10 protein-coding genes are annotated in these 21,580 nt (G+C 39.7%); 6 read left to right on the forward strand and 4 right to left on the reverse strand.

Going from position 1 to position 21,580, the window contains the following annotated elements:
• Positions 1–254 precede the first annotated feature (254 nt).
• Together EJ995_RS08390 and EJ995_RS08395 are read left to right on the forward strand one after the other, a co-directional pair.
• Positions 255–5,246 (forward strand): LamG-like jellyroll fold domain-containing protein, encoded by a 4,992-nt coding sequence (locus EJ995_RS08390; RefSeq protein WP_164549899.1) that lies wholly within the window; start codon positions 255–257, stop codon positions 5,244–5,246.
• A gap of 26 nt (positions 5,247–5,272) precedes the next feature.
• Positions 5,273–9,232 carry a PQQ-dependent sugar dehydrogenase gene (locus EJ995_RS08395; protein ID WP_126447512.1) on the forward strand — a complete coding sequence of 1,320 codons (3,960 nt, stop codon included), beginning with the start codon at positions 5,273–5,275 and terminating at the stop codon, positions 9,230–9,232.
• A 27-nt stretch (positions 9,233–9,259) separates the two neighbouring features.
• On the opposite strand, the gene EJ995_RS08400 is transcribed toward EJ995_RS08395, so the two are convergent.
• The gene (locus EJ995_RS08400) at positions 9,260–9,862 is read right to left on the reverse strand and encodes an acyl carrier protein phosphodiesterase (protein WP_126447514.1); all 603 of its coding nucleotides are present in this window, start codon (positions 9,860–9,862) and stop codon (positions 9,260–9,262) included.
• Between the two features lie 62 nt (positions 9,863–9,924).
• Between EJ995_RS08400 and glmM the strand changes: the two genes are divergently transcribed.
• Positions 9,925–11,319 (forward strand): phosphoglucosamine mutase, encoded by a 1,395-nt coding sequence (glmM, locus tag EJ995_RS08405; protein ID WP_126447516.1) that lies wholly within the window; start codon positions 9,925–9,927, stop codon positions 11,317–11,319.
• Here the strand turns inward: glmM and EJ995_RS08410 are convergent.
• Positions 11,279–12,190, reverse strand: a complete 912-nt coding sequence (locus tag EJ995_RS08410; protein WP_126447518.1) for a lysophospholipid acyltransferase family protein — start codon at positions 12,188–12,190, stop codon at positions 11,279–11,281. The two genes, glmM and EJ995_RS08410, sit on opposite strands and share 41 nt — an antisense overlap.
• 50 nt (positions 12,191–12,240) lie before the next feature.
• Here EJ995_RS08410 and EJ995_RS08415 point away from each other — a divergent pair, with 50 nt between their 5' ends.
• Positions 12,241–12,879 carry a rhomboid family intramembrane serine protease gene (locus tag EJ995_RS08415; RefSeq protein WP_126447520.1) on the forward strand — a complete coding sequence of 213 codons (639 nt, stop codon included), beginning with the start codon at positions 12,241–12,243 and terminating at the stop codon, positions 12,877–12,879.
• Here the strand turns inward: EJ995_RS08415 and EJ995_RS08420 are convergent.
• Positions 12,876–13,994 carry a TlpA disulfide reductase family protein gene (locus EJ995_RS08420; protein ID WP_126447522.1) on the reverse strand — a complete coding sequence of 373 codons (1,119 nt, stop codon included), beginning with the start codon at positions 13,992–13,994 and terminating at the stop codon, positions 12,876–12,878. The two genes, EJ995_RS08415 and EJ995_RS08420, sit on opposite strands and share 4 nt — an antisense overlap.
• Before the next feature lie 114 nt (positions 13,995–14,108).
• On the opposite strand from EJ995_RS08420, the gene EJ995_RS08425 reads away from it, so the two are divergent.
• Positions 14,109–16,499 (forward strand): GAF domain-containing protein, encoded by a 2,391-nt coding sequence (locus EJ995_RS08425; protein WP_126447524.1) that lies wholly within the window; start codon positions 14,109–14,111, stop codon positions 16,497–16,499.
• On the opposite strand, the gene EJ995_RS08430 is transcribed toward EJ995_RS08425, so the two are convergent.
• Positions 16,456–17,658, reverse strand: a complete 1,203-nt coding sequence (locus tag EJ995_RS08430) for a Pycsar system effector family protein (RefSeq protein ID WP_126447526.1) — start codon at positions 17,656–17,658, stop codon at positions 16,456–16,458. The two genes, EJ995_RS08425 and EJ995_RS08430, sit on opposite strands and share 44 nt — an antisense overlap.
• Before the next feature lie 43 nt (positions 17,659–17,701).
• On the opposite strand from EJ995_RS08430, the gene EJ995_RS08435 reads away from it, so the two are divergent.
• Complete coding sequence (locus tag EJ995_RS08435) at positions 17,702–21,424, forward strand: metallophosphoesterase (RefSeq protein WP_126447528.1); 3,723 nt, start codon at positions 17,702–17,704, stop codon at positions 21,422–21,424.
• Positions 21,425–21,580 lie beyond the last annotated feature (156 nt).

The raw sequence follows: 21,580 nt of genomic DNA on the forward strand, positions 1-21,580 counted from the left end.
AACCCTGCCAATCGGCAGGGTTTTTTGTTGACGAAATGTTGCATTATCCTGATTTTTAAGTCAATAAACTTACCAAACTTAGTTTTTGCAAATTTCATCGATTAAAAGCAGGTGTTTAGACATTTATTTCACAAAACAGCCTCTTTAATGCATTTCATTGGGAAAATATTACGTTTTATCGCAATTTGATATAGAATTATCATACTACCATCATGATGAAAACTATACTTAAAATCAGTCGATTAGCATCAAGCATGTCATTCTACAGGGGTTTCAATGATTTCTCATTTCTTAAAAAAATTAAAACAAGTAAGAGGCAAACGATTCTAAGCTTTTCTGCCTTTTTCGCTTTTTTTGCTAGTCATGCTCAATGTACTGTCCGCGATACAGGTAGTCAAGATGCTGCTGACGAAATTTATTTCAAAAGAGTTCAAATAGGCAGTATTGACAATGACCAAACTACAGCCACGCCATTTACAGTTATCGCACCATTTGGTTATCAGGACTACTCAGCACTATCCACTGATATTGCTAGAGGAACAACGTTATCTTTCAATTTTGAAACAGGTAGTGATTCTAGCAACCTACAGACAGCTAGCCGATTTTCCATCTACATTGACTGGAACAACGATGGGGATTTTGTCGACGCTGGCGAGATTATTTATAGGACACAAACTCTTTTTGACACTTTTTTCTCTTTTGATTATGGCATTCCCAGCAACGCGTCCGTCGGATTAAAACGTGTTCGTGTAAAAACGGCATATGACTGGAATGCGTCAAATCCATGTCTAGAATCTTGGGAATCTAGAGTTGAGGTTGAGGACTATAGTATCAATGTTGTAAAACCAGCTTTTGACACCACGGTATTGTCAAATGCGCTCGTGATTGATAACAATGATATAACACCAACAGGTTCAGACAATACAAACTTTGGTTCATTTGATTTGAACTCTGGAGAAGTACAAAATACATTTACCATCTTCAACAATGGAGCTAATACAGTGGAATTAGCAAACAGTAAACCTAGCCGTATTCAATTAATAGGCGATGCTCAATTTAGGGTTGTGACTCAGCCACCGATCAAGACACTTCTTTCAGGACAATCAACCACGTTTGTTATAGGATATGATCCGACGGCAATTGAGACCAACAATGCCGTTGTTTCCATACAAACTTCTGACCCAATAAAAAATCCTTATACTTTTCATATTACCGGAGAAGGAAAACAAACATTTCCTGATACAGACGGAGATGGAGTTACTGATAACATTGATATAGATGATGACAATGATGGAATTGTAGATGCAACAGAACAATCCAGTTGTGTTTTTGTACCGAGTTCTACAGTAGTTGAAAGAGAATTTTTAAATGAAACCTTTGGTACAGGAACCACTACTGTTCGTATTAATGATAACAATCCTAATGTTACTACTACGTATTTCTTTGAAGATAATACAAACTCACAGGCGGCAGATGAAAATGACACAGACGCCAATCTTAACGATGGCGAGTACACCGTAGGACCATCGGCTCAAATTACAACTTGGGCACCTGCTTATTGGCATATGGGAAAAGATCACACGTCTGGTGATAGTAACGGTAGAATGGCGATTTTCAATGCAAGTATCGATCCAGGTGAATTCTATAAAACTAAGATTGATGGTGTAATTGCTAATGTTCCGGTAACTTACTCATTTTGGGTTTTGAATATAGATAGAGTCGATGCCCCAGGAATCGACACTAGATTGAGGCCACGTATTAGAGTCGAATTTACAGATGAATCAGGCAACGCAATAATTGACCAGGCAGATCCTGGTACATCCACGACACTCTTGACTGGAGATATCGCTCCTACCATTGTAACAACTGAAGAAGGCAGCTGGCAACAATTTACCAGAACTTTCACGCCTACGGTATCGACGTTTACTGTCACGTTTATCAATGACCAATTAGGTGGATTGGGTAATGATGTAGCCCTCGATGATATAGTAATTACCCAACAACTTTGTGACCTGGATCGAGATGGTGTTGCAGATGTTATTGATATAGATAGTGATAACGACGGCATCCCTAATGTGATAGAAATAGGTAGACCAGCAGGTTTGGTGGGCGTAGTTGATGCAGATAGAGATGGAACCACCTATAATTCTAACAATCTGGGTAGTGCAGAATGGATTGACCTGAATGGCAATGGCATGCATGACGCGTATGAATCGCACACACCTGCAGATACTGATGGTGATGGTGTTCCTAACCATCTAGATCTCGATAGTGATAATGATGGATTACTAGATGTCCTTGAAAATGACGGTTTCGGAGATTTAGACGTGGATGCTGACGGTATGGGTGAAGGCACGGATGCCGATGATAAGGACTCTACCACAGATAGTGATGGCGATGGATTCTTGACTGGAAATAACTTTAGCGACTTTGATACAAATGACGCTGATAATGATATTTATGGATTTCTAGATCATGGTACAGGAACTTACAATCTTCCTATTGACACTGATGTTGACGGCATCCCTGATTTTCTAGATATTGACAGCAATGATCCACTCAATGACCTATCAAATGGTAGCGATATAGATGATTCATACTATAGAAATCAGGATTTAAATAATGATGGTAAGGTTGACGGTACAGAAGATGTGGATAAGGATGGCGTTATCGACACTACCAATGATTATGATACCGTACTCTTTGGCGCACCCATTAATTTATCAGACGACTATACCATTGACTTTGATGGACGCAACGATTACGTTCAATCTAGCGCTCCATTATCAGCTGGTTTACAGGATTATACTTTAATGGCTTGGGTCATGCTAGATCCTAGTTATTCAGGTACACGCACCGTTTTCAATGATTCTGGAATAGAATTATCCGTTATGAATGATAGAAAAGTGAATATCGCGAGCAAACTTACGAGCAGTACGGTATTGCTCACCTCTAACACTAGCCTCGATCCTGGCAAGTGGCATCATATATCTGTCACATTTAGTGCTGGAAATGAGGTCAAAATTTTCTTGAATGGTTTAGAAGATGCTTCGAGAACAGCGACAAGTGGATCCTTGAGAATAGACGTATCAGAACCTTTCACGATAGGTGCCAAGGCTTCTTCAGGTACAGTCAGCAAGTTCTTCGACGGTGCCATTGATGAGGTGCGTCTCTTTAATAAGGTTCTAGAATTAAAGGAATTGCGCCGTATGATCTATCAAGAAGTGCAAGACGACAGCGGCGTCATATCAGGATCTTTCTTAAGTACGCAGCTCAATGAATCTTATACGAGTATGATTGGATATTTCCCATTCTCGCAATTTACTAGATCAACCATGTTTGACAAGGCAGCCGTTGCCGTGCCATCGACAATGTATAACATAAAAAAGATACAACCACAAACGGCACCATTACCTTATGTGACAGCACAAAATGGCGATTTGAGTCTGGATGCTACCTATACACATCCAGATGTATGGGATGCAGATGATATCGCAAATACCGACTTTACCATTGTTCATGTAAAACATAACGTTACACAAATTCTTGACTATAACATGGTAGGCTTGAAAGTGGACGCTGGCAAGACCGTTACTGTTGCCACAGACAAACTGCTAGCAAACAGCTATCAACTTATACTAGATGGTACCATCGATCTACAGGATGATGCACAACTCATTCAAGAAGAGGAAAGTGTATTGATCGCTGGAGCAAGCGGTGGACTTAAAAGAAGACAAGAAGGCACGGCAGATGTTCATTCCTATAACTACTGGAGCTCTCCTGTCACGACTCATAATTTAGGTGCTTCAAATGCCTCATTTAGATTAAGTCAATTAAAGGATGGCAGTGATTATGTAAACTTTACACCTGCTGAAACACCATCATTCACCATACCGGCAACCGTAAGCTCAGACTGGTTGTATACTATGTTCAATGGTACAGGTTACGCAGACTGGACCAGAGTTGATCCTGCTACCACTGATATTCGTCCAGGACTCGGTTGGACACAAAAAGGTCCCAACGCGCCTAGTGCCTTACATCAATTCACTTTTGAAGGTGTACCTAACAACGGCACGATATTAATACCTGCCATTGATGCAGATGGTGATCCACTTGTTAATGAGACCATTTCTGTTTTGGGTAATCCTTATCCATCTGCTATTGATTTACACAAGTTTATCGATGATAATACGGTTCCTGGCAGTGAGGTAATTGATGGAACTATTTTTCTATGGCAGCAATTTAAAGGTACAGATCATATCCTTGCTAATTATGAAGGTGGTTATGCCACGGTAACTAAACTAGGCGTTCTCAAAGCCACTCAATACGATGGCTTGGGAGCTCTTGATGCGTTAAATCTGAGTGAGCTTCTTGCCTTTGCTCCTAAAAGATACCTACCGGTGGCACAAGGATTTCTAGTGAATGTAGTAGCAGACGGTAACATCGAGTTCAACAATTCGCAACGATACTTTGCCACAGAATCTAGTGGTGGCTCCGTATTCTTTAACGCTCCAGGTAGCGGCTTGCCACAGGAAGATCGCACACCTTATCAAAACACAGAAATACCTCTCATTAGGTTAGGTTTTGAATCGGAAAAAGGAGCAAATCGTGAATTCTATATTGGATTCAGCGAGACGTTCACAAATGGTCGTGACTATGGTTATGATGCAGTTACAAACCTTGCTGGTAGTGGATCAGACATGGTTTTGCAAGGATTTGACGAGCAGTATCTCAACATGGCAGCATTGCCTATGATTACTGGCGCAACAGCCATAGGAATTACCGTAAGAGGTGAAATAAATACCGATTACAGTATCAACGCCATACAGCTTCAAAATATTGATGAGAGCCAACCTGTTTACCTCCATGATGCGACCTTGGGGATTTATCACGACTTGCGCTCTGGAGAGTACCTATATCAAATGGCTACGGCTGGAAAGGATGAGAATAGATTTGCCCTGGTGTTTTCGAACTCCACATTGTCCAACGATGATATTTCAAGCCAGCAAACACTTAGTCTATTCTATAGCAACAATCGTCAGGAATTGAAACTCGTTGATCCAACTGGTTCTGCTAGCGAGGTTGTTGTTTATGACCTGTTGGGTAAGGAACTATTACGCTTTCGCGAAAGCGGAATAACTAATCTCCTCAACGGTTATTCAATGCCAATGGTAGCATCAGGTATCTACTTAGCCGAAATAATTGCTGATTCTAAGACAATTAGCACTAAATTTATCATTAACTAAACCTTAACAAATCTATCATTTTAAGGATGAAGAAAACTCTACTCTCAATTGCAGTAGCCATTACTGCAATGCAAGGAATTCAAGCACAGCAGTTTGAAGTTGATGCAGATGAATGGAAAGTCACTAAGATCACCAACTTACAATCGCCAGACGGTAATCAAATTGTAAATAATGCCAATGAAATTACTGAAGGTCCCGACGGCTGGCTATGGATTACAGAGCGTCAAGTACTAACGACTGCGCAAGGTGGTACTGACAACGGCGCGAGCGTCGTACGTATCAATCCTGATACAGGTGAGAAGGAAATAATGCTGGATTTGCGATCAAAGGTGTTTTCAAACGCTGGCCAAGATGGTCTCATGGGTATGGCTATCCATCCAAGTCTGTACACCAACAATCCTACTGATCCTTATGTATATCTAGCATACACCTATGAAGCAAATGCAGCAACTGATATCTATACGGTAAGTGGTCTTAGAGAATTGCGTATCGAGCGCTACACATATCGTCCAGGAAGCGATGATCTAGATCCCGATTCTGGCTTTACCTTGATAGATAAGCTTGCCGGTAGTAATGATCACAGTAGCGCGCGCATGAAGATAGGGCCAGACGGTATGCTGTATTTTACTAGTGGTGATTTGGGTTACAATCAATTTAAGAATAAGTGCGTGGTCATACAATCACAATCACTGCCTACACAACAAGAAGTCAATAATAAGGAGTGGAGAGATTATAAGGGAAAAATCCTGCGCATGACACTTACCGGTGGCATTCCAGCAGATAATCCTACTTTCCTACCGCACGATGTACTTAGCGATGATGGAGTTACAGTAGATAATACGAACTATACATTTTCTGATCAAAGCGCCAGCGGCACTCGAGTGCGTAGTCATATATATAGTTATGGACATAGAAATGCTCAAGGAATCATTTTTGCTGCTGATGGTACGCTCTATAGCAGTGAGCACGGTGATCGGGTAGATGATGAAGTAAACATTATTACTGCTGGTGGTAATTACGGCTGGCCGTTCATTGTTGGTGATCGTGATGGTATTGGGTTCACGCATTGTAAAAAACAATCGCTGTGCGCCACGAATTCTACTTATGCGGGAAATGGTAATAATGATTGTTCTTTTGACGGTGATAGTGCAGATGTTTACCCTGAATTGGATCAAGCACGGCCTAGTGATCTTGTAGATCCTATAGCAAATTATAATTCTAATAATGGCGAGAATCCACCAGGAGGTTTTAGAACTTGGCCTACCATTGCACCATCAAGCATTGATATTTATGAAGGCAATGGTGATATACCATGGAATAAAAGCATCTTGATTCCATCACTCAAATCAGGAACAATTTATCGTTATGAGCTTAATGCAGCTGGTGATGGTATCGTTGGTGGTGGTACTACAAATGGTTTGATTTCATTTCACGCGACGGTAGATAGATATCGGGATATCGCTATGAGCGCTGACGGCAAGACTATCTACGCCATAACGGATAGCAAGGGTCAAACCAGTGGTCCATCAGGAACAGATGGTTTGCCAATTGAAAATCCTGGTGCTATTTTCAAATTTGAATATATCAAGAAACCCAGTATTTATATAAGTGAGGTAACTAATCCTAGTGATGATAGAGAAGGTGTTTTTGTTGAGATCTATAACTACGGTGATCAGGACGTGGACCTCGCTGAAACTGGCGTCGTTCTAGGTCGTCAACGCAGCGGTGATAATACTAATCAAGAAGAGCTAGCACTTACAGGCACGGTTGCGCCTGGACAGTATTTCGTAGTGGGTCGTGATGGCTTCAATGCCATTTATGGTCAAGCACCAGATTTGGTAGCTAGTGACGATTTGTTAGGTGGTGATGGCGACGATCCCTATGCGTTAGTGTATCAAAACAGCTTTAATTCTTTAGCCTATGTAGCCCTTGATTCCTATGGTAATTTAGATCAAGATGGAGCAGGTCAGGATTGGGACTTTAGCAATAATAGAAGGATTAGTCGCAAGCGATCCCAGAATTCTAGAGCAGCCGTATTTGATCTGGCACAATGGAATAGGAGTGACACTGGTAGTTTGACAACTGATGCTACACCATTTGAACCAGATCCATTGACATTTATATATGCCAGCAACGCGATTACACCGCAATCTCCTGTGAACTTAACGACTCGATTTGATAATTTAATTGTTCAGGATGGCTCATATCGTTTGCCGCAAAATCTAACATTTAAAAATGTTACGGTAGACAATGGTGCGACTCTAGATCTGGACGATTCAATAATTGACGTGGCTGGTAATCTAACGATCAATGGCGCGATCAATGACAGTAACGGCACCATGCGATTGACTGTCGATGGTGCGCACAGCATCAATGGTTCTGCAGCTTCTATTCATAATTTAGAAACGAATGCAGCTGTTACTATAAATGCCGATGTGAGTGTTACCAATATTTTGACTGCCGCATCTGGCCAGATTGATATTACCTCGGGCAACAAGATTATTCTTAAAAGTACTGCTGCTGGAACGGCCTATGTAGATCAGGTTCCTAGCGGTGTTACTATCAATGGAGATGTTCAGGTAGAACGATTTATACCGGGTAAACGGGCTTTTAGATTTATTAGCTCTCCAGTGACCACGACATCCAGTATCTATGAGAACTGGCAGGAAAGCGGGTCAGTGGTCTCAGGTCAAGGAACGCATATAACAGGTGACGCAAGCGGTGCAAATGGCTTTGACGCAACAGCCACTGGTAATCCTAGTTTATATAGTTTTGACAATACAGCCAGTAACTGGACCGCAGTTACAAGTACAAATTCTGCAACTGATGTGCTTGTCGCGGGAAAACCGTATAGATTGTTTGTACGCGGTGATAGAACTGTAGATCTGAGTAATAATGAGGCAACGGCGACTGCAACGACTTTGAGAATGACGGGAGAACTTGTCACACAGCAAGTAAACCAAACTAACTTGAGTCAAAATGCTGGCGACTTTAATATGATAGGTAATCCATACCAGGCTCCAGTTGATTTATCTCAGGTTATTGCCGCTTCCACCAATGTGAGTCAGACTGATATTTATATGTGGGATCCTACTATCAACGAGCGTGGTGCTTATGTAAATCTATTATTGGATACAAATACAAATACCGTTGATGGATCAGCAATTAATAAATTCTTACAGCCTAATACAGCATTCTTTATAACGACCAGCAATGATGGTAGTGCTAGTATCGCTTTCGCGGAAGCTAACAAAAATACTGCTCAAGAGACACTAGATGTTTACAGCATACCATCGATGGTACGAGTATCGCTATATCCTGAAAATGAAATAGATGGAGAAACCGCACTTGACGGAACCATTGCTATTTTCAAGGAAGACTATAGCGCGCTAGCTACAAATGAAGATGCTGCCAAGTTTATGAATCTAGACGAGAGTATTTACACTATTGTCAACGATACAAAGCTGAGTGTAAATCGTCTTCCTAGCATAGAGAACAATGACAAGATCGAGATAGGATTAAATCATCTGCGCAGTGATCGCTACAGATTATCTATAGATGCCACACGGTATGATAAAGATCTATTCCTATATGATGCTGTGACTGATAATTATACGCCATTATCCAAATCGGAAAAAAGCTGGTATGCTTTTGACAAAAATGAAGATGATAACGACGCAGTAAATCGCTTTACCATTGTCTCAACTCAAAGCACGCTTTCTAATAGTGATTTTGAGTCACTCGACTTAACAGTGTATCCTAACCCAACTTCAGGCAAATTGTTTATTAGCGCTACAAGCCTATCCGGATTGACCACCATAAGTCTCACTAATTTGTTAGGTCAAGAAGTTTATAGCCATGAGATTACTGCCGTTGCAAACCAATCTATAGAAGTCCATTTACCAGCTAATATCAACACAGGTAATTTCATTCTTAAAGTGGTAAATGATGGACAAATAATGACAGAGAAAATCATTATCCAATAATCGCAATCAATGCGACTGATATAATAATCAAAGCCTATCCATATTGGTTAGGCTTTCTTTTTGATGGCTCACATACTCTTCCAACTCTGCCATGTATTGATCAAAATGCGATTGCAACACATTGTAATGCTTTTCAAGATCTATGGCAGCAAATTGCATCTTGCTTTTACCTCTTGTTCTCTTATTCATTTGATGTAGGATACGACTCATTCCTTCAACCGTACGATAGGAGTAGAGCCAATTATATTCAATCATTATAGGCAGGAATCGTTGAACTTTTGAAGGTAGTACGGCATAGTACTCCTTTAAATCGGCATAAAAATTTTCGGTAAAAGGCAGTAGTTGCATCTCGTTATATTCAGACCATTGAGCTGCTAGAAAATGATCATAAAATAGATCTATAATCACACTGCTCCACAAACCGTATTTAGGTCTAATGATCTCCTTACTTTGGGACACAATAGGATGCGAGTCTGTATAGGTGTCAATCTTGCGGTGTAGAATTATTCCATCTGAAACGCGTCTAGGAAACATCTTGAAGTTTTTACCACGCACGCTGTCGGCAATGAAATTACCTATGCGCAATTCCTTGTCATCACCTGATAGATAGACGTGAGCTAGATAATTCATGAGAGCTTTTGTGGTTGAGTGTGCATACACCTACATTTGTGGTAAATGTAAGATTCTTAAGCATGACACTCATAAAATCTATTTCAGGAATACGTGGCACCATAGGCGGCAGGCCATCAGACAATTTAACGCCCTTAGACGCCGTCAAATTTGCCAGCGCGTATGGTAAATGGATTAAAGAAGCTTCAGGTAAAAAATCACCTGTCGTAGTTATAGGTCGCGATGCGCGTATAAGTGGTGCTATGATACAGTCCTTAGTTCAAAATACTCTCATAGGAATGGGTTGCAATGTCGTAGATCTAGGTTTGAGCACCACACCAACTGTAGAAATAGCCGTACCAGCAGAGAAAGCCGATGGTGGCATTATCTTGACTGCGAGCCATAATCCTAAACAGTGGAACGCTCTCAAATTACTGAATAATAAAGGTGAGTTTCTTGATGGAGTAGAAGGTCAAAAAATTCTGGATGCAGCTGCTGCAGAAGATTTTGAATATGCAGAAGTCGATGATCTAGGAACCGTAAGTGAGCGAGATGATTACATTGACATACATATCCAACAAGTTCTTGACCTCAAAGAAGTTGAAGTTGAGGCTATTAAAAGTGCTGGATTTAAAGTAGTCGTAGACGGCGTTAATTCCACAGGTGGTATCGCTGTTCCAGCTTTGTGTAAAGCATTGGGCGTTGAGGTCATTGAGTTGTATTGCGATCCTACCGGACATTTCCCGCATAATCCAGAACCGCTCAAGGAACATTTGGGTGATTTATGTAAAGCGGTTGTTGAGCACGAGGCTGACTTTGGCATCACTGTCGATCCAGACGTTGACCGACTTGCATTTATTACCGAAGAAGGCGAGATGTTTGGTGAAGAATATACCTTGGTAGCGTGCGCCGATTTTATCTTGTCTCGTGTAAAAGGAAACACTGTAAGCAACCTATCATCCTCAAGAGCCTTACACGATGTTACCGTCAAACATGGCGGCACCTATACGGCTGCGGCTGTAGGTGAGGTGAATGTGGTTAAAAAAATGAAAGAAGTAAATGCGGTTATAGGAGGCGAAGGTAACGGTGGTATCATTTATCCAGACTCACACTATGGTCGAGATGCGTTGGTAGGAATAGCGCTATTCATGTCGTTACTTACTGAGAAGAAAGTTAAAGTAAGTGAATTACGCGCCAGCTACCCAAGCTATTTCATGGGTAAGAAAAAAGTTCAACTAACACCAGGAATGCCCGTGGATGCCATTCTTGAAGATGTAAAGCAACAGTATTTAAATGAAAATTTGACTACTATTGATGGTGTCAAGATTGACTTTGAAAATGAATGGGTGCACTTGCGCAAATCAAACACAGAGCCTATAATCAGGATCTATACTGAAGCAAGATCACAGGAACAAGCTAACCAACTCGCTGACCGCTTCATTGCGGAACTCGAGGTGATAGCTCAACAGCACGCGTAGCATCCTTGAGAGAAGTTTTCCAACGCTTGTGCGACCACAAGTAATATTCTGGCTGGCGTTTGATTTGGTCTTCTAACAATTCAAAGAAACAATCGGTTACCATCCAGTCGACTTCTTTTGAAGCATCATCAGTGATTTTTTCAAAAGTAGCATGATAAAAACCACGTTTTAGTTTCTTTACTCTCAAGAAGAAAACTGGCATCCCATATTGTTTTGCCATGCGCTCACCACCCTTAAGTACCGCAGTAGTTCTTTCAAAAAACTGTGTAAAATACTGTGCTTTATAAGGTTTAGGTGCTTGATCTGCCACCAGCGCGTACAGTCCAGTAACGCTCTTTTGGCTTTGTCTAATCAAGTTGTAGGCTTTCTTCATAGGTAAGAGAGTAGTGCCAAATTTTGATCTCACTTCTCTTATTAATTTGTCAAAATAAGGATTCTTGATCGGTTTGTAAACCGCATAGGATTGGTGTTCTAGAGCCTCGTCCAGAGCGATGGTCCATTCATAACTAGCCTGGTGCCCTAGCATGATGACTACTGGTTGTTCCGCTTTCGCGAAAGCGTTAACAACATCAACATTATCACAGGTAAAGCGCTTTTCAACTTGGGTCTTGCTTATACCCAATGATTTAATAATCTCTATAAAATTGTCGCAAAAGTGCTGCATGCTTTCACGTGCGATCCTTTTTTTCTCCTGATAAGACTTTTCTGGGAAAGCAATATCTAGATTATTCATGATCACCTTCTTACGATATCTTGTTAGGTAATAAACAATGACAAAAACCAGATCGCTAATGCGATACAGCAACCAAAAAGGCAAGCGAGCCAGCACCCAAATGAACGGGTAAACAAGATAAAATACAAAGGCTTGCATGGGTTGGGTTTTGGCAAATATAGTATCTTGTCTGCTAAGAGAATTATCCTATGTTTTCAAATATTGATCTTGTAACTATTGTCATCATTGGTGTTACCTGTCTAGTTAGTTTTAAGGGCTTTCAAGATTTTGTGTTTTTTGACAATTATAAATTCAATATAGGTGGTATCCAACGTGGTGAACAGTATAGATTTTTTTCTAGTGGATTCTTGCATCTAGATATTCAACATTTGTTATTCAATATGTTGACCCTATACTTTTTTGCTTGGATTGTGATAGAAAGCTTAGGGACAATACCGTTTTTAATTGTTTATCTGGTGAGTATGTTAGGTGGTAATTTACTGAGTTACCTATTTCATAAAGATGAATACCAGTACAGTGCGATAGGAGCCAGTGGTGCCGTGTCTGGAATTATATATGCTGGAATCTTGCTTTTTCCCGAAATGATGATTTACGGCATTATTCCGGGCTACATTTTTGGAATAGGGTATTTAATCTATACGATTTATGGAATTAAGAATAGAATTGGGAATATTGGTCATGATGCGCACTTTGGTGGTGCTGCAACAGGATATGCCATTACCTTGATTTATGATCCTCAATTGATTTTTCAAGAAACTTTAATTGTGGTGGCCTTACTCATCCCAATCATCATCTTATTTATCTTGATGAAGCTGGGCAAGATCTAGTCTAATAGTCTAGATAATTTTTCATGCAGTGCCTGACCTCTCAAATCCTTACCTATGATGATACCATTTTCATCTAATAGGAAGCTTGCCGGTATGCCTTTTACCTGATACTTTTTGGCAATAGGGTCGCTCCAGTGAGCAAGTCTTGAAATATGATTCCATGCGAGACTATCTTGCTTTATCGCTGCTACCCATTTCTCTTTTTCGCCAGGTTTATCTAGGCTTACACCTATGATATTAAATCCGCTATCATGATATTTATTGTAAGCGCTGACAATATTCAGATTTTCCTTGCGACAAGGGCCACACCAGGATGCCCAAAAATCTACCAAGGTGACCTTGCCTAAGACTTCAGGTAATTTTATGATGCTACCATCTGGACTGCGACCTTCAAAATAAGGAGCTTTGCTGCCTATGGCTACGGTTTCTAAATCCGCTAGATCCCTATCTAGCATTTTGGCATCTGGATGTTGCTTCATCCGATCTGATAGCATGTTATATACTTCTCGTGACTCTTTAGGTGTAATGAGTGCGCCGATAGCCATCTCACTTAAATACACAAGGTTTAATGGATCGTCTGGAGATTCCTGGATAATTGAAATTAATGAATCGGTAAACACGTTAGTACGATTTTCAAGCTTTTCTAACGCGATAATGCTGCGTGCGGAATCATTCCTAGCCGTACGAGCTGATTGCTTTAAGTCTAGGTATACTTTTTTGAACTTTTCTCTGGCTTTTGAATAGCTCTCATACCTTTGATTGATTGGTCCACCTTGAATGGTAGATGCCTCAATATTACTTTTATTCAAAGCTATTTGTACTGCATCATTTTCTGATAAGAAGATGGCAAACCCTGAACTTCCGTCTAATGATAAAAATCGCTTACGATTGTAATCGACTTTATCTAGTTCACCAAAGTCAAACTCGTTGTTCATGACGATCGCAGTATCAATGCGCTTTAATTGACCATTGAGCTCGTTGACCTCAAAAAGATAAATACGCATGCCATTTAAAACATCTGGAGCTATTCCTGTTATTCTAGGCTCTGCTGGCTTGTAGTCTTTACATCCATTGAACAATAAAGCTACAGCTATGAATAGGAAAATGTGGCGCATTATTTTTTATTCAAAAATAGCTTTTAGGTAGTAATCCTCAAAGGTTAAAGAAATACAAAAGAACTGTGTATAAACCGCTAGGGCTCTAGAATTAGTATCTTTATCTATTAAGATATGGCAAAGAAAAAGCACGATTATAAAAACTTTGATGCAGTACTGAGTTTTGATAAGCTCATCAATCAGTACAGAAATCGTGTGGAGAATTCCCAAAACAGATTTAAGAAACTGTATTTCTCTGCATTGTTACAAGCCATTGAAAAAGATGATTTTTTATCTGTTGAAATTGAGGCTCATAATCTTCATGAATATGCAGACTCAATTCATCTTGTCTTGGCAGAGCTTTTTCCCGAATCACTCACTAATAATGAGATTAAGGCGGCTACCATACCTTTTTCCACAACGCTTTTTAATTGCACCAGACGATTAGAGAATTTGTTGAAAGATGCTGGTGAAGATTTTGATTTTGATTTCATGGAGAACTCGCAGTTCAATCAATTTCGTCTAGCATGCGGTATTATTCTCAATAAAATTTATAATCAAAAGCTTGATATAGGTACATTGATCCATTGCGAGATTCCTGACAAGAACGGTAATATTAGGACTTACAGGATTACTTTCAATGCTGACTTCGTAGAGGTAATTCCTAAGAATAATAAACCATCATTAGACAAAAAAGCTATTGATGGATTATTGCGTGCACCGGACGATGAGAATTTATGGAGATCTAGTTTCCCACAAGATAGCTATAGGTTTGAAGGATTTGGTATCATCTCATTGACTGATGTCACCGTTGATGCCGCAATATCAGACCTTAAGACGATATTGCTCAACAATCCTGAATCTCAAAGCACCCAGCAAGAACAGATCGAGAAGATTTTTCAAAAGATGTTCAATCTTGACAAGATACATGTAGGATTCACGTCTTTTGATCAATATGACAAAAGTTTTGAGCGTATGCTTTACAGCGACTCTCATAGCTACATGTTGGGAACCAGTCATGAGAAAAATTGTGAGAATGCCTTATGTTCTGATAGTTACAACGCTATTATAAAAAAGAAAAAGCCACTTATTATTCCTGATGTGGTTGTGTATGCAGATGAACAAAAAAATAAGTTTCTAACAAACAACTTGCTTGAGGCTAATCTTAAAAGCGTCATTCTATATCCTGTAACTAAAAACCGCAAACTTTTAGGTGTGCTTGAGATAGGTAGTGAGATAGCCTATGCACTTAATAGCTTTAACGCTACACGTATAGACAGTGTTATAGAATACATCAAGTCAGCCCTTGTACGTGCTGAGGATGAATATGAAAATAGAATAAAAGCTATCATTCAAACGGAATGTACGTCGATACACCCTAGCGTACAATGGAAGTTTGAAAAAGAGGCTAGAAGAATACTTAAGTTGAGATCCGAAGGTCAAGATGAGACCTTTAAAGATATTCGTTTTCAAGATGTATATCCACTGTATGGTCAAATAGATGTAGTAGGTAGTAGTGATGCGAGAAACAACGCTATTAAAGAGGATTTAAGTGATCAATTAGTGATTGTATGTGAGATTTTTGAAATGGCTAAGAAGTTTGAAGATCTACCTATATATGATCAAATTTCTTTTAGGGTTTTTGAATATCGTAAAGAATTGACTGACGGCAAGATTGACGCAAATGCAGAACGTAGCATCATAAAACTGCTGACTGAGGAGATCAATCCTATAATGGATCATTTGAAAACCTTATCGCCAGATTTAAAGAACAAGGTCGTTCATTATCAAAAAGAGCTGGATCCTGGTAGTGGTGTTATTTACAAGAAACGCAATAATTACGACAATACCGTGCAAACCATCAATGAAGCATTGTCAAGATATGTTGATAAGCGTCAAGTTGCTGCGCAGAAAATTTACACACACTTCTTTGAACGATTCAAGACCGATGGTGTTGAGCATAATATTTATGTAGGTAAGAGCATTCAATCTAATGAAGAATTCAATCCGGTATATCTATATAACTTGAGGTTGTGGCAATTGCAAACTATGATTGAGATGGAGGATAAATTCTATCGCATTCAAGAAAACCTTCCGTCACAACTAGACGCAGCGTCTATGATATTGGTATTTGACAATACTTTGAGCATCCGCTATCGCATAGATGAGAAACGATTTGATGTGGATGGAACCTACAACGCTCGCTACGAGGTAATAAAAAAGCGTATTGACAAAGCGCACATTAAAGGAACGGAAGAACGCGTTACCCAAAAAGGTACCATATCAATTATATATACCAACAAAGAAAATGAACGCGAATACATGCGTTATGTAAATTTCTTACAGCACAAGGATTATTTAGGGGACAAAATAGAAAGACTTGAACTTGAAGATGTACAAGGAGTTATAGGTCTCAAAGCGCTGAGAATAAATATACTCTACGGATTCAAAGCCAGTGAAGATCGAATGACCTATGCAGATCTTATCCAGGAATTACACCTGCAACAGCCTCATAATCATAAGTAGTAAAGGCAATTACAAAAGCAAGTACTGATGATATGATACCTATCATAAAGATAGTGTATGTCCATCGCAGTAACGTGTACTTTCTATTAAGTACCACACCCAGCAACCATAAATCTTTCAACAAGGATTGATAGACTTCTTCCTTATCGTCAAGTAATCCCATCAATGCTTTTTCATATCTCTTGAAAGGTACCTTGTGAAAATTTCCAAAGAATAATAAATTAACTTCTCGCTTCTCCACTTGCTCATCAGTAAACTCGCCACTCGTTACATTAGGTCTTGTACTCAAGATGGAAAGGATAATACTAGCTACGGAAAATAAGATTAATATTAATGTAGGATACAACAAGTGTCTGTTACTTACCGCATCAAGTTTAGGAATGATGTTGGCTAGTGCCAGCGATATAATAATCGCATTTACTGATAATAGAATATTGGCCTTTGTATCAGCAATATCACTTAATTTGATGTGATTACGCAATGTGGTTCTAAAAAGCGTTTGTATGGCTCGCTCTGGACTTTGATTTTTCAAATCAACCTTTAGTTGCTCTTTTTTAATCTTTTGCTTGCTCTTCTTACGTTTTTTGAACAGTTTCATCAAGTTCTCATTCTTGAGAACATTCCAATTCTTAACCGCATAATCGCAATAGTACCGGTGCTTTTCAGTAAATACTTGAATGTTTTCCTTGCGCCATTCTTTACGTGAGTAATCCTTACCCCTTAACTTTAATTCCTGTTTGAGTAGTTCGCTGGTCTCAAAATAGTAGTCCTTGGCAAAGTGTGACGCATCTGCATCACGCAGCATTTCTTCAAGCTTGCCATCAGGTTGATTATTAAATTTTGTAGCACGTATCAATTGCTGTACTAATTGAATAGTATCTGGCTCGACATTTTGAGATTCTAGGAAGGATTTTGCGATCTTGGCGCTTTCTTCTTCATGTCCATCAGCGCCTTTGATATAGCCAGTATCGTGCAGATATGCTGCCAGCAATAGAGCCTTTTCCTCTTTAACATCTAATTGAGAGTTGTCAATGATTTCCTGTGTACTTTTAACAACTCTTTTAGTATGTGTGTAATTGTGATAAACGTAGATTTCATCAAGCTCATCCTTAAAAAGATGTAGCACATAATCATCAGTCGCTTTAAATATATCGGCCATAGAAATTTATTGATCGCATAAACTTACCATGAATTCTTATTACATGAATAAAAATCCTCTTATTTTTTTGATAGCCGTATTTATCATTTCTAGCTGTGCTAGCTACAAAGCTCAATATAAAGAAGGTGAAGAAAGTTTTAAGCCGTCGATCAATGACGATGATATCGTCAAATCATTTTATCTCATAGGCGATGTAGGCAAATCTCCCATAGGTGGTAAGAGTGATGGACTGCTCGCACTCGAGGCATACATGAAAGGAAAGGATACTAAAAATGACCACCTAATTTTTTTGGGTGACAATATTTACCCTACGGGTATGCCCAAAAAGGATACTGAATTTAGACCCATTGCCGAAAATCATCTAGATGCTCAGATAGCAGTTGCTAAACAATTTGAAGGGAAAACCATTTTCATTCCAGGTAATCATGATTATTACGACGAGAACCTAGACAATGTAGAGCGAGAAAAAAAATATATAGAAGAAGCTCTAGATAACAAAGACGTCTGGAGTCCCAAAGTAGGCTGTCCCATTGATAGCCGTGAGATTTCAAAAGACATTCAATTGATTATCGTTGATAGTCAATGGTATCTGGCCAAATGGGATGAAATTCCTACTATCAATGACAACTGTGATCAAATTAAAACTAGAGAGCAGTTTTTCCTTGAAATAGAAAGTGAACTCAAGAAAAACCAGGGTAAGACTATACTCATCACAACGCACCACCCAATATTTACTAATGGTATCCACGGCGGTCAATATGCTGCCATTAAGCACCTTTATCCTACACAAAACAACATACCTATTCCTGTATTGGGATCACTTACCAGCCTTATACGTACTAGTGGTGGCGTGAGTGCACAAGACAAGCAAAACAAGCGATACCAGAGCTATGCAGATCGTATGACATCGCTTATTGTAGCATCAGGTGCACCACGTGTGATGCTAGCCAGCGGTCATGAACATACCTTGCAGTATATTGTAAATGAAGGAGTTAGACAAATAGTATCTGGATCTGGAGCAAAGAAAAGCTATGTAGCTCTTAGTGACGATGGGCTATTTGCATACGGTGGAAAGGGCTTTGCAAAAATGGATGTTCTCAAGGATGGCAGTTCTACCGTTACCTATTACGGTTTTGAGAACGGTACCTACAAAAGCCTTTATAGTAAAAATGCCATTGATGCGCCACCAGTGTTTGATATGAGTAGCTTGCCTGATAGTATTCCCGCTTTCGCGAAAGCTAACATATACAACGATGATCGCACCGATAAGTCTAAGTTTTATGAAGGTTTCTGGGGTGAGAAGTATCGTGAACTGTACAATACTGATATTAATGCACATGTGGCATTGCTTGATACATTAAAAGGAGGCTTGAGTGTGGTTAGACCAGGTGGTGGACACCAGACACGTAGCTTGAGACTCGTCGATAAAGATGGTAAAGAATATAATTTAAGGGCTCTCAAAAAAAGTGCCGTACAATTTTTACAAACCACGGTATTCAAAGACAAAAACGTTGCCGATGGTTTTGATGACACCACTGCCGAGGATTTACTTTTTGATTTTTACACAGCAGCACATCCATATGGAGCACTGGTCATTCCCACATTAGCTGATGCTGTAGGTGTTTACCATACCAATCCTGAAATATATTACGTGCCTAAACAAGATGCATTAGGAAATTACAATACAGAATATGGCGATGAGCTCTATATGCTGGTTGAGAGACCAGAAGAGAATCACAAGGAATTGGAGAGCTTTGGTAAACCAGATAATATTGAAAGCACGGCCGATGTGATTGAAAAACTGCGTCGTGATGAAAAATATAGTATCGATCAGGATGCATATGTCCGCGCTAGGATGTTTGACATGTTAATTGGTGATTGGGACCGTCATCAAGATCAATGGCGCTGGTCGGAATTTGATAATGAAGATGGAACGACAATTTTTAAACCTATTCCTAGAGATCGCGATCAAGTCTTTTCAAATTTTGATGGTGCGGTGTTCGCGACTTTACGCACGCTGGTAGGAATTACAAATCAGTTTGCAACGTATGGCGACGATCTGGATAATGTCAAGTGGTTTAATACGGCTGCGACTTATTTGGACCGCAGTCTAGGTCAAGAAGCAACGAGAGAAACTTGGCTGGCACAAGCTCGTTATATTCAGGATAATCTAAGTGATGAAGAAATTGACATCGCATTTAAAGAACTGCCACCAGCCATATATCCGCATAAAAGCACAAAGATCATTATAGAGAGTATGAAAGCTCGCCGCGATAACCTTGTTGATATAGCAAGTAGATACTATGACGTTCTTGCTCGACTAGCTATCATTACTGGGACAGATAAAGATGATTATGTAATCGTTGATAGGATAGAAGCAGGCAAGACTAAAGTTTCTATATACCGCAATAAAGATGGCGAGATTGCAGATCTAGTTAGAGAGCGTGTATATGATAAGAAATATACCGATGAAATTTGGGTCTATGCTCTTGACGACGACGATATTATTAAAACGACGGGTAACGCTCGCAATCCTATTAAGGTGCGCATAATTGGAGGACAGAACAATGATATTTATAAGTTGGAAACCGGTAAGGCAATTTCGGTATATGATCATAAAACTAAGGACAATACTTTTGAGGAACTAGCTGGCGCTCGTTTGAGAAAGTCTGATAATTATGACGTCAATCTATACAATCCTCGTAAGAATATACAGTCCAATAATGTGCTTACACCTGCCATAGGCTTTAATCCTGATGATGGAATACGTGTTGGATTGCAAAATGTGTATACAGTAAATGGATTTAATAGAAACCCAAACACACGGGTACACAAGCTGACGGCTGGTTACTATTTTGCCACAGACGGTTATCAAATAGCTTATGAAGGTGAGTTTGCAGGAGTTTTTAGAGGCTTTAATCTGCTAGTTAAGGGTCGTTATACTGGGCCTACATTTGCAGTAAACTTCTTTGGTTTTGGTAATGAGACGCCCAATTTTGATGATGATTTAGGTTTTGACTTTAATCGTGTGCGATTGAGTAGGATAGAAGGTGGGTTAGGTGGCGTTTACCGTGGTGAATACGGTTCAATTTTACAAGTAGGCACAACCATTCAAGGAATCGAAGTTGAGCGAGATGCAGATAGATTTATTGCAGATTTTCCAGCGATGGAAAATGAAGAGGAATTCTTTGAGCGCAGCTGGTTTAGTGATGTAAATATCACCTATAGATATTCATCATACGATAACCCTATCAACCCGACTCGTGGGATGAAATTTGTTTTTGACAATGGTATAACCGCAGACGTTCAAGATTTTGATGATGTGTTTTATTATATCAAGCCGCAGCTGGGTTTTCACAATGCGCTTACTCGGGATCGCAAACTAGTGTTGAAGACACTTGCGCAAGCTCACGTCATAGTTGGTGACGATTTTGAATTCTACCAGAGTGCTCAACTGGGTCAGAATACTGGTTTACGTGGATATAGAACTCAAAGATTCTCTGGAGAAAGTGCCTTTGCTACCAGTGCAGATGTACGATATAGCTTTGACCAATTCAAGACAGGTCTTATACCGTTACAAATGGGAGTTTTCCTAGGTGGTGATGTAGGCCGTGTGTGGTTGGATGGACAACGTAGCAAGCGCTGGAATAACGATTATGGTGGTGGTATATTCATCAACAGTGCCGAGGCTATTGGGGCGACCTTCAATTTATTTACGGGTGATGACGGCCTGCGTTTTAGTTTTCAAGTAGGATTCAATTTTTAGAAATTAATGTAACTCAGACATGCAATTCAATGTTAGAGGTAGTATAATTCTCATCGCCCTAGGAAGCGTCATCGTGCTTTTAGGTATTATTATGTATTTTTTTGAAATCCTTGGTGCTACTGGAATGATAGGCTTTGGAATCGTGATAGAAATCTT

It is taken from the genome of Nonlabens ponticola, from assembly GCF_003966335.1.
In the GTDB taxonomy this organism is placed as follows: domain Bacteria; phylum Bacteroidota; class Bacteroidia; order Flavobacteriales; family Flavobacteriaceae; genus Nonlabens; species Nonlabens ponticola.

Coding starts and splice junctions, on each gene's coding strand:
- EJ995_RS08390 (WP_164549899.1), top strand. CDS start 255: ATGTCATTCTACAGGGGTTTCAATGATTTCTCATTTCTTAAAAAAATT.
- EJ995_RS08395 (WP_126447512.1), top strand. CDS start 5,273: ATGAAGAAAACTCTACTCTCAATTGCAGTAGCCATTACTGCAATGCAA.
- EJ995_RS08400 (WP_126447514.1), bottom strand. CDS start 9,862: ATGAATTATCTAGCTCACGTCTATCTATCAGGTGATGACAAGGAATTG.
- glmM (WP_126447516.1), top strand. CDS start 9,925: ATGACACTCATAAAATCTATTTCAGGAATACGTGGCACCATAGGCGGC.
- EJ995_RS08410 (WP_126447518.1), bottom strand. CDS start 12,190: ATGCAAGCCTTTGTATTTTATCTTGTTTACCCGTTCATTTGGGTGCTG.
- EJ995_RS08415 (WP_126447520.1), top strand. CDS start 12,241: ATGTTTTCAAATATTGATCTTGTAACTATTGTCATCATTGGTGTTACC.
- EJ995_RS08420 (WP_126447522.1), bottom strand. CDS start 13,994: ATGCGCCACATTTTCCTATTCATAGCTGTAGCTTTATTGTTCAATGGA.
- EJ995_RS08425 (WP_126447524.1), top strand. CDS start 14,109: ATGGCAAAGAAAAAGCACGATTATAAAAACTTTGATGCAGTACTGAGT.
- EJ995_RS08430 (WP_126447526.1), bottom strand. CDS start 17,658: ATGGCCGATATATTTAAAGCGACTGATGATTATGTGCTACATCTTTTT.
- EJ995_RS08435 (WP_126447528.1), top strand. CDS start 17,702: ATGAATAAAAATCCTCTTATTTTTTTGATAGCCGTATTTATCATTTCT.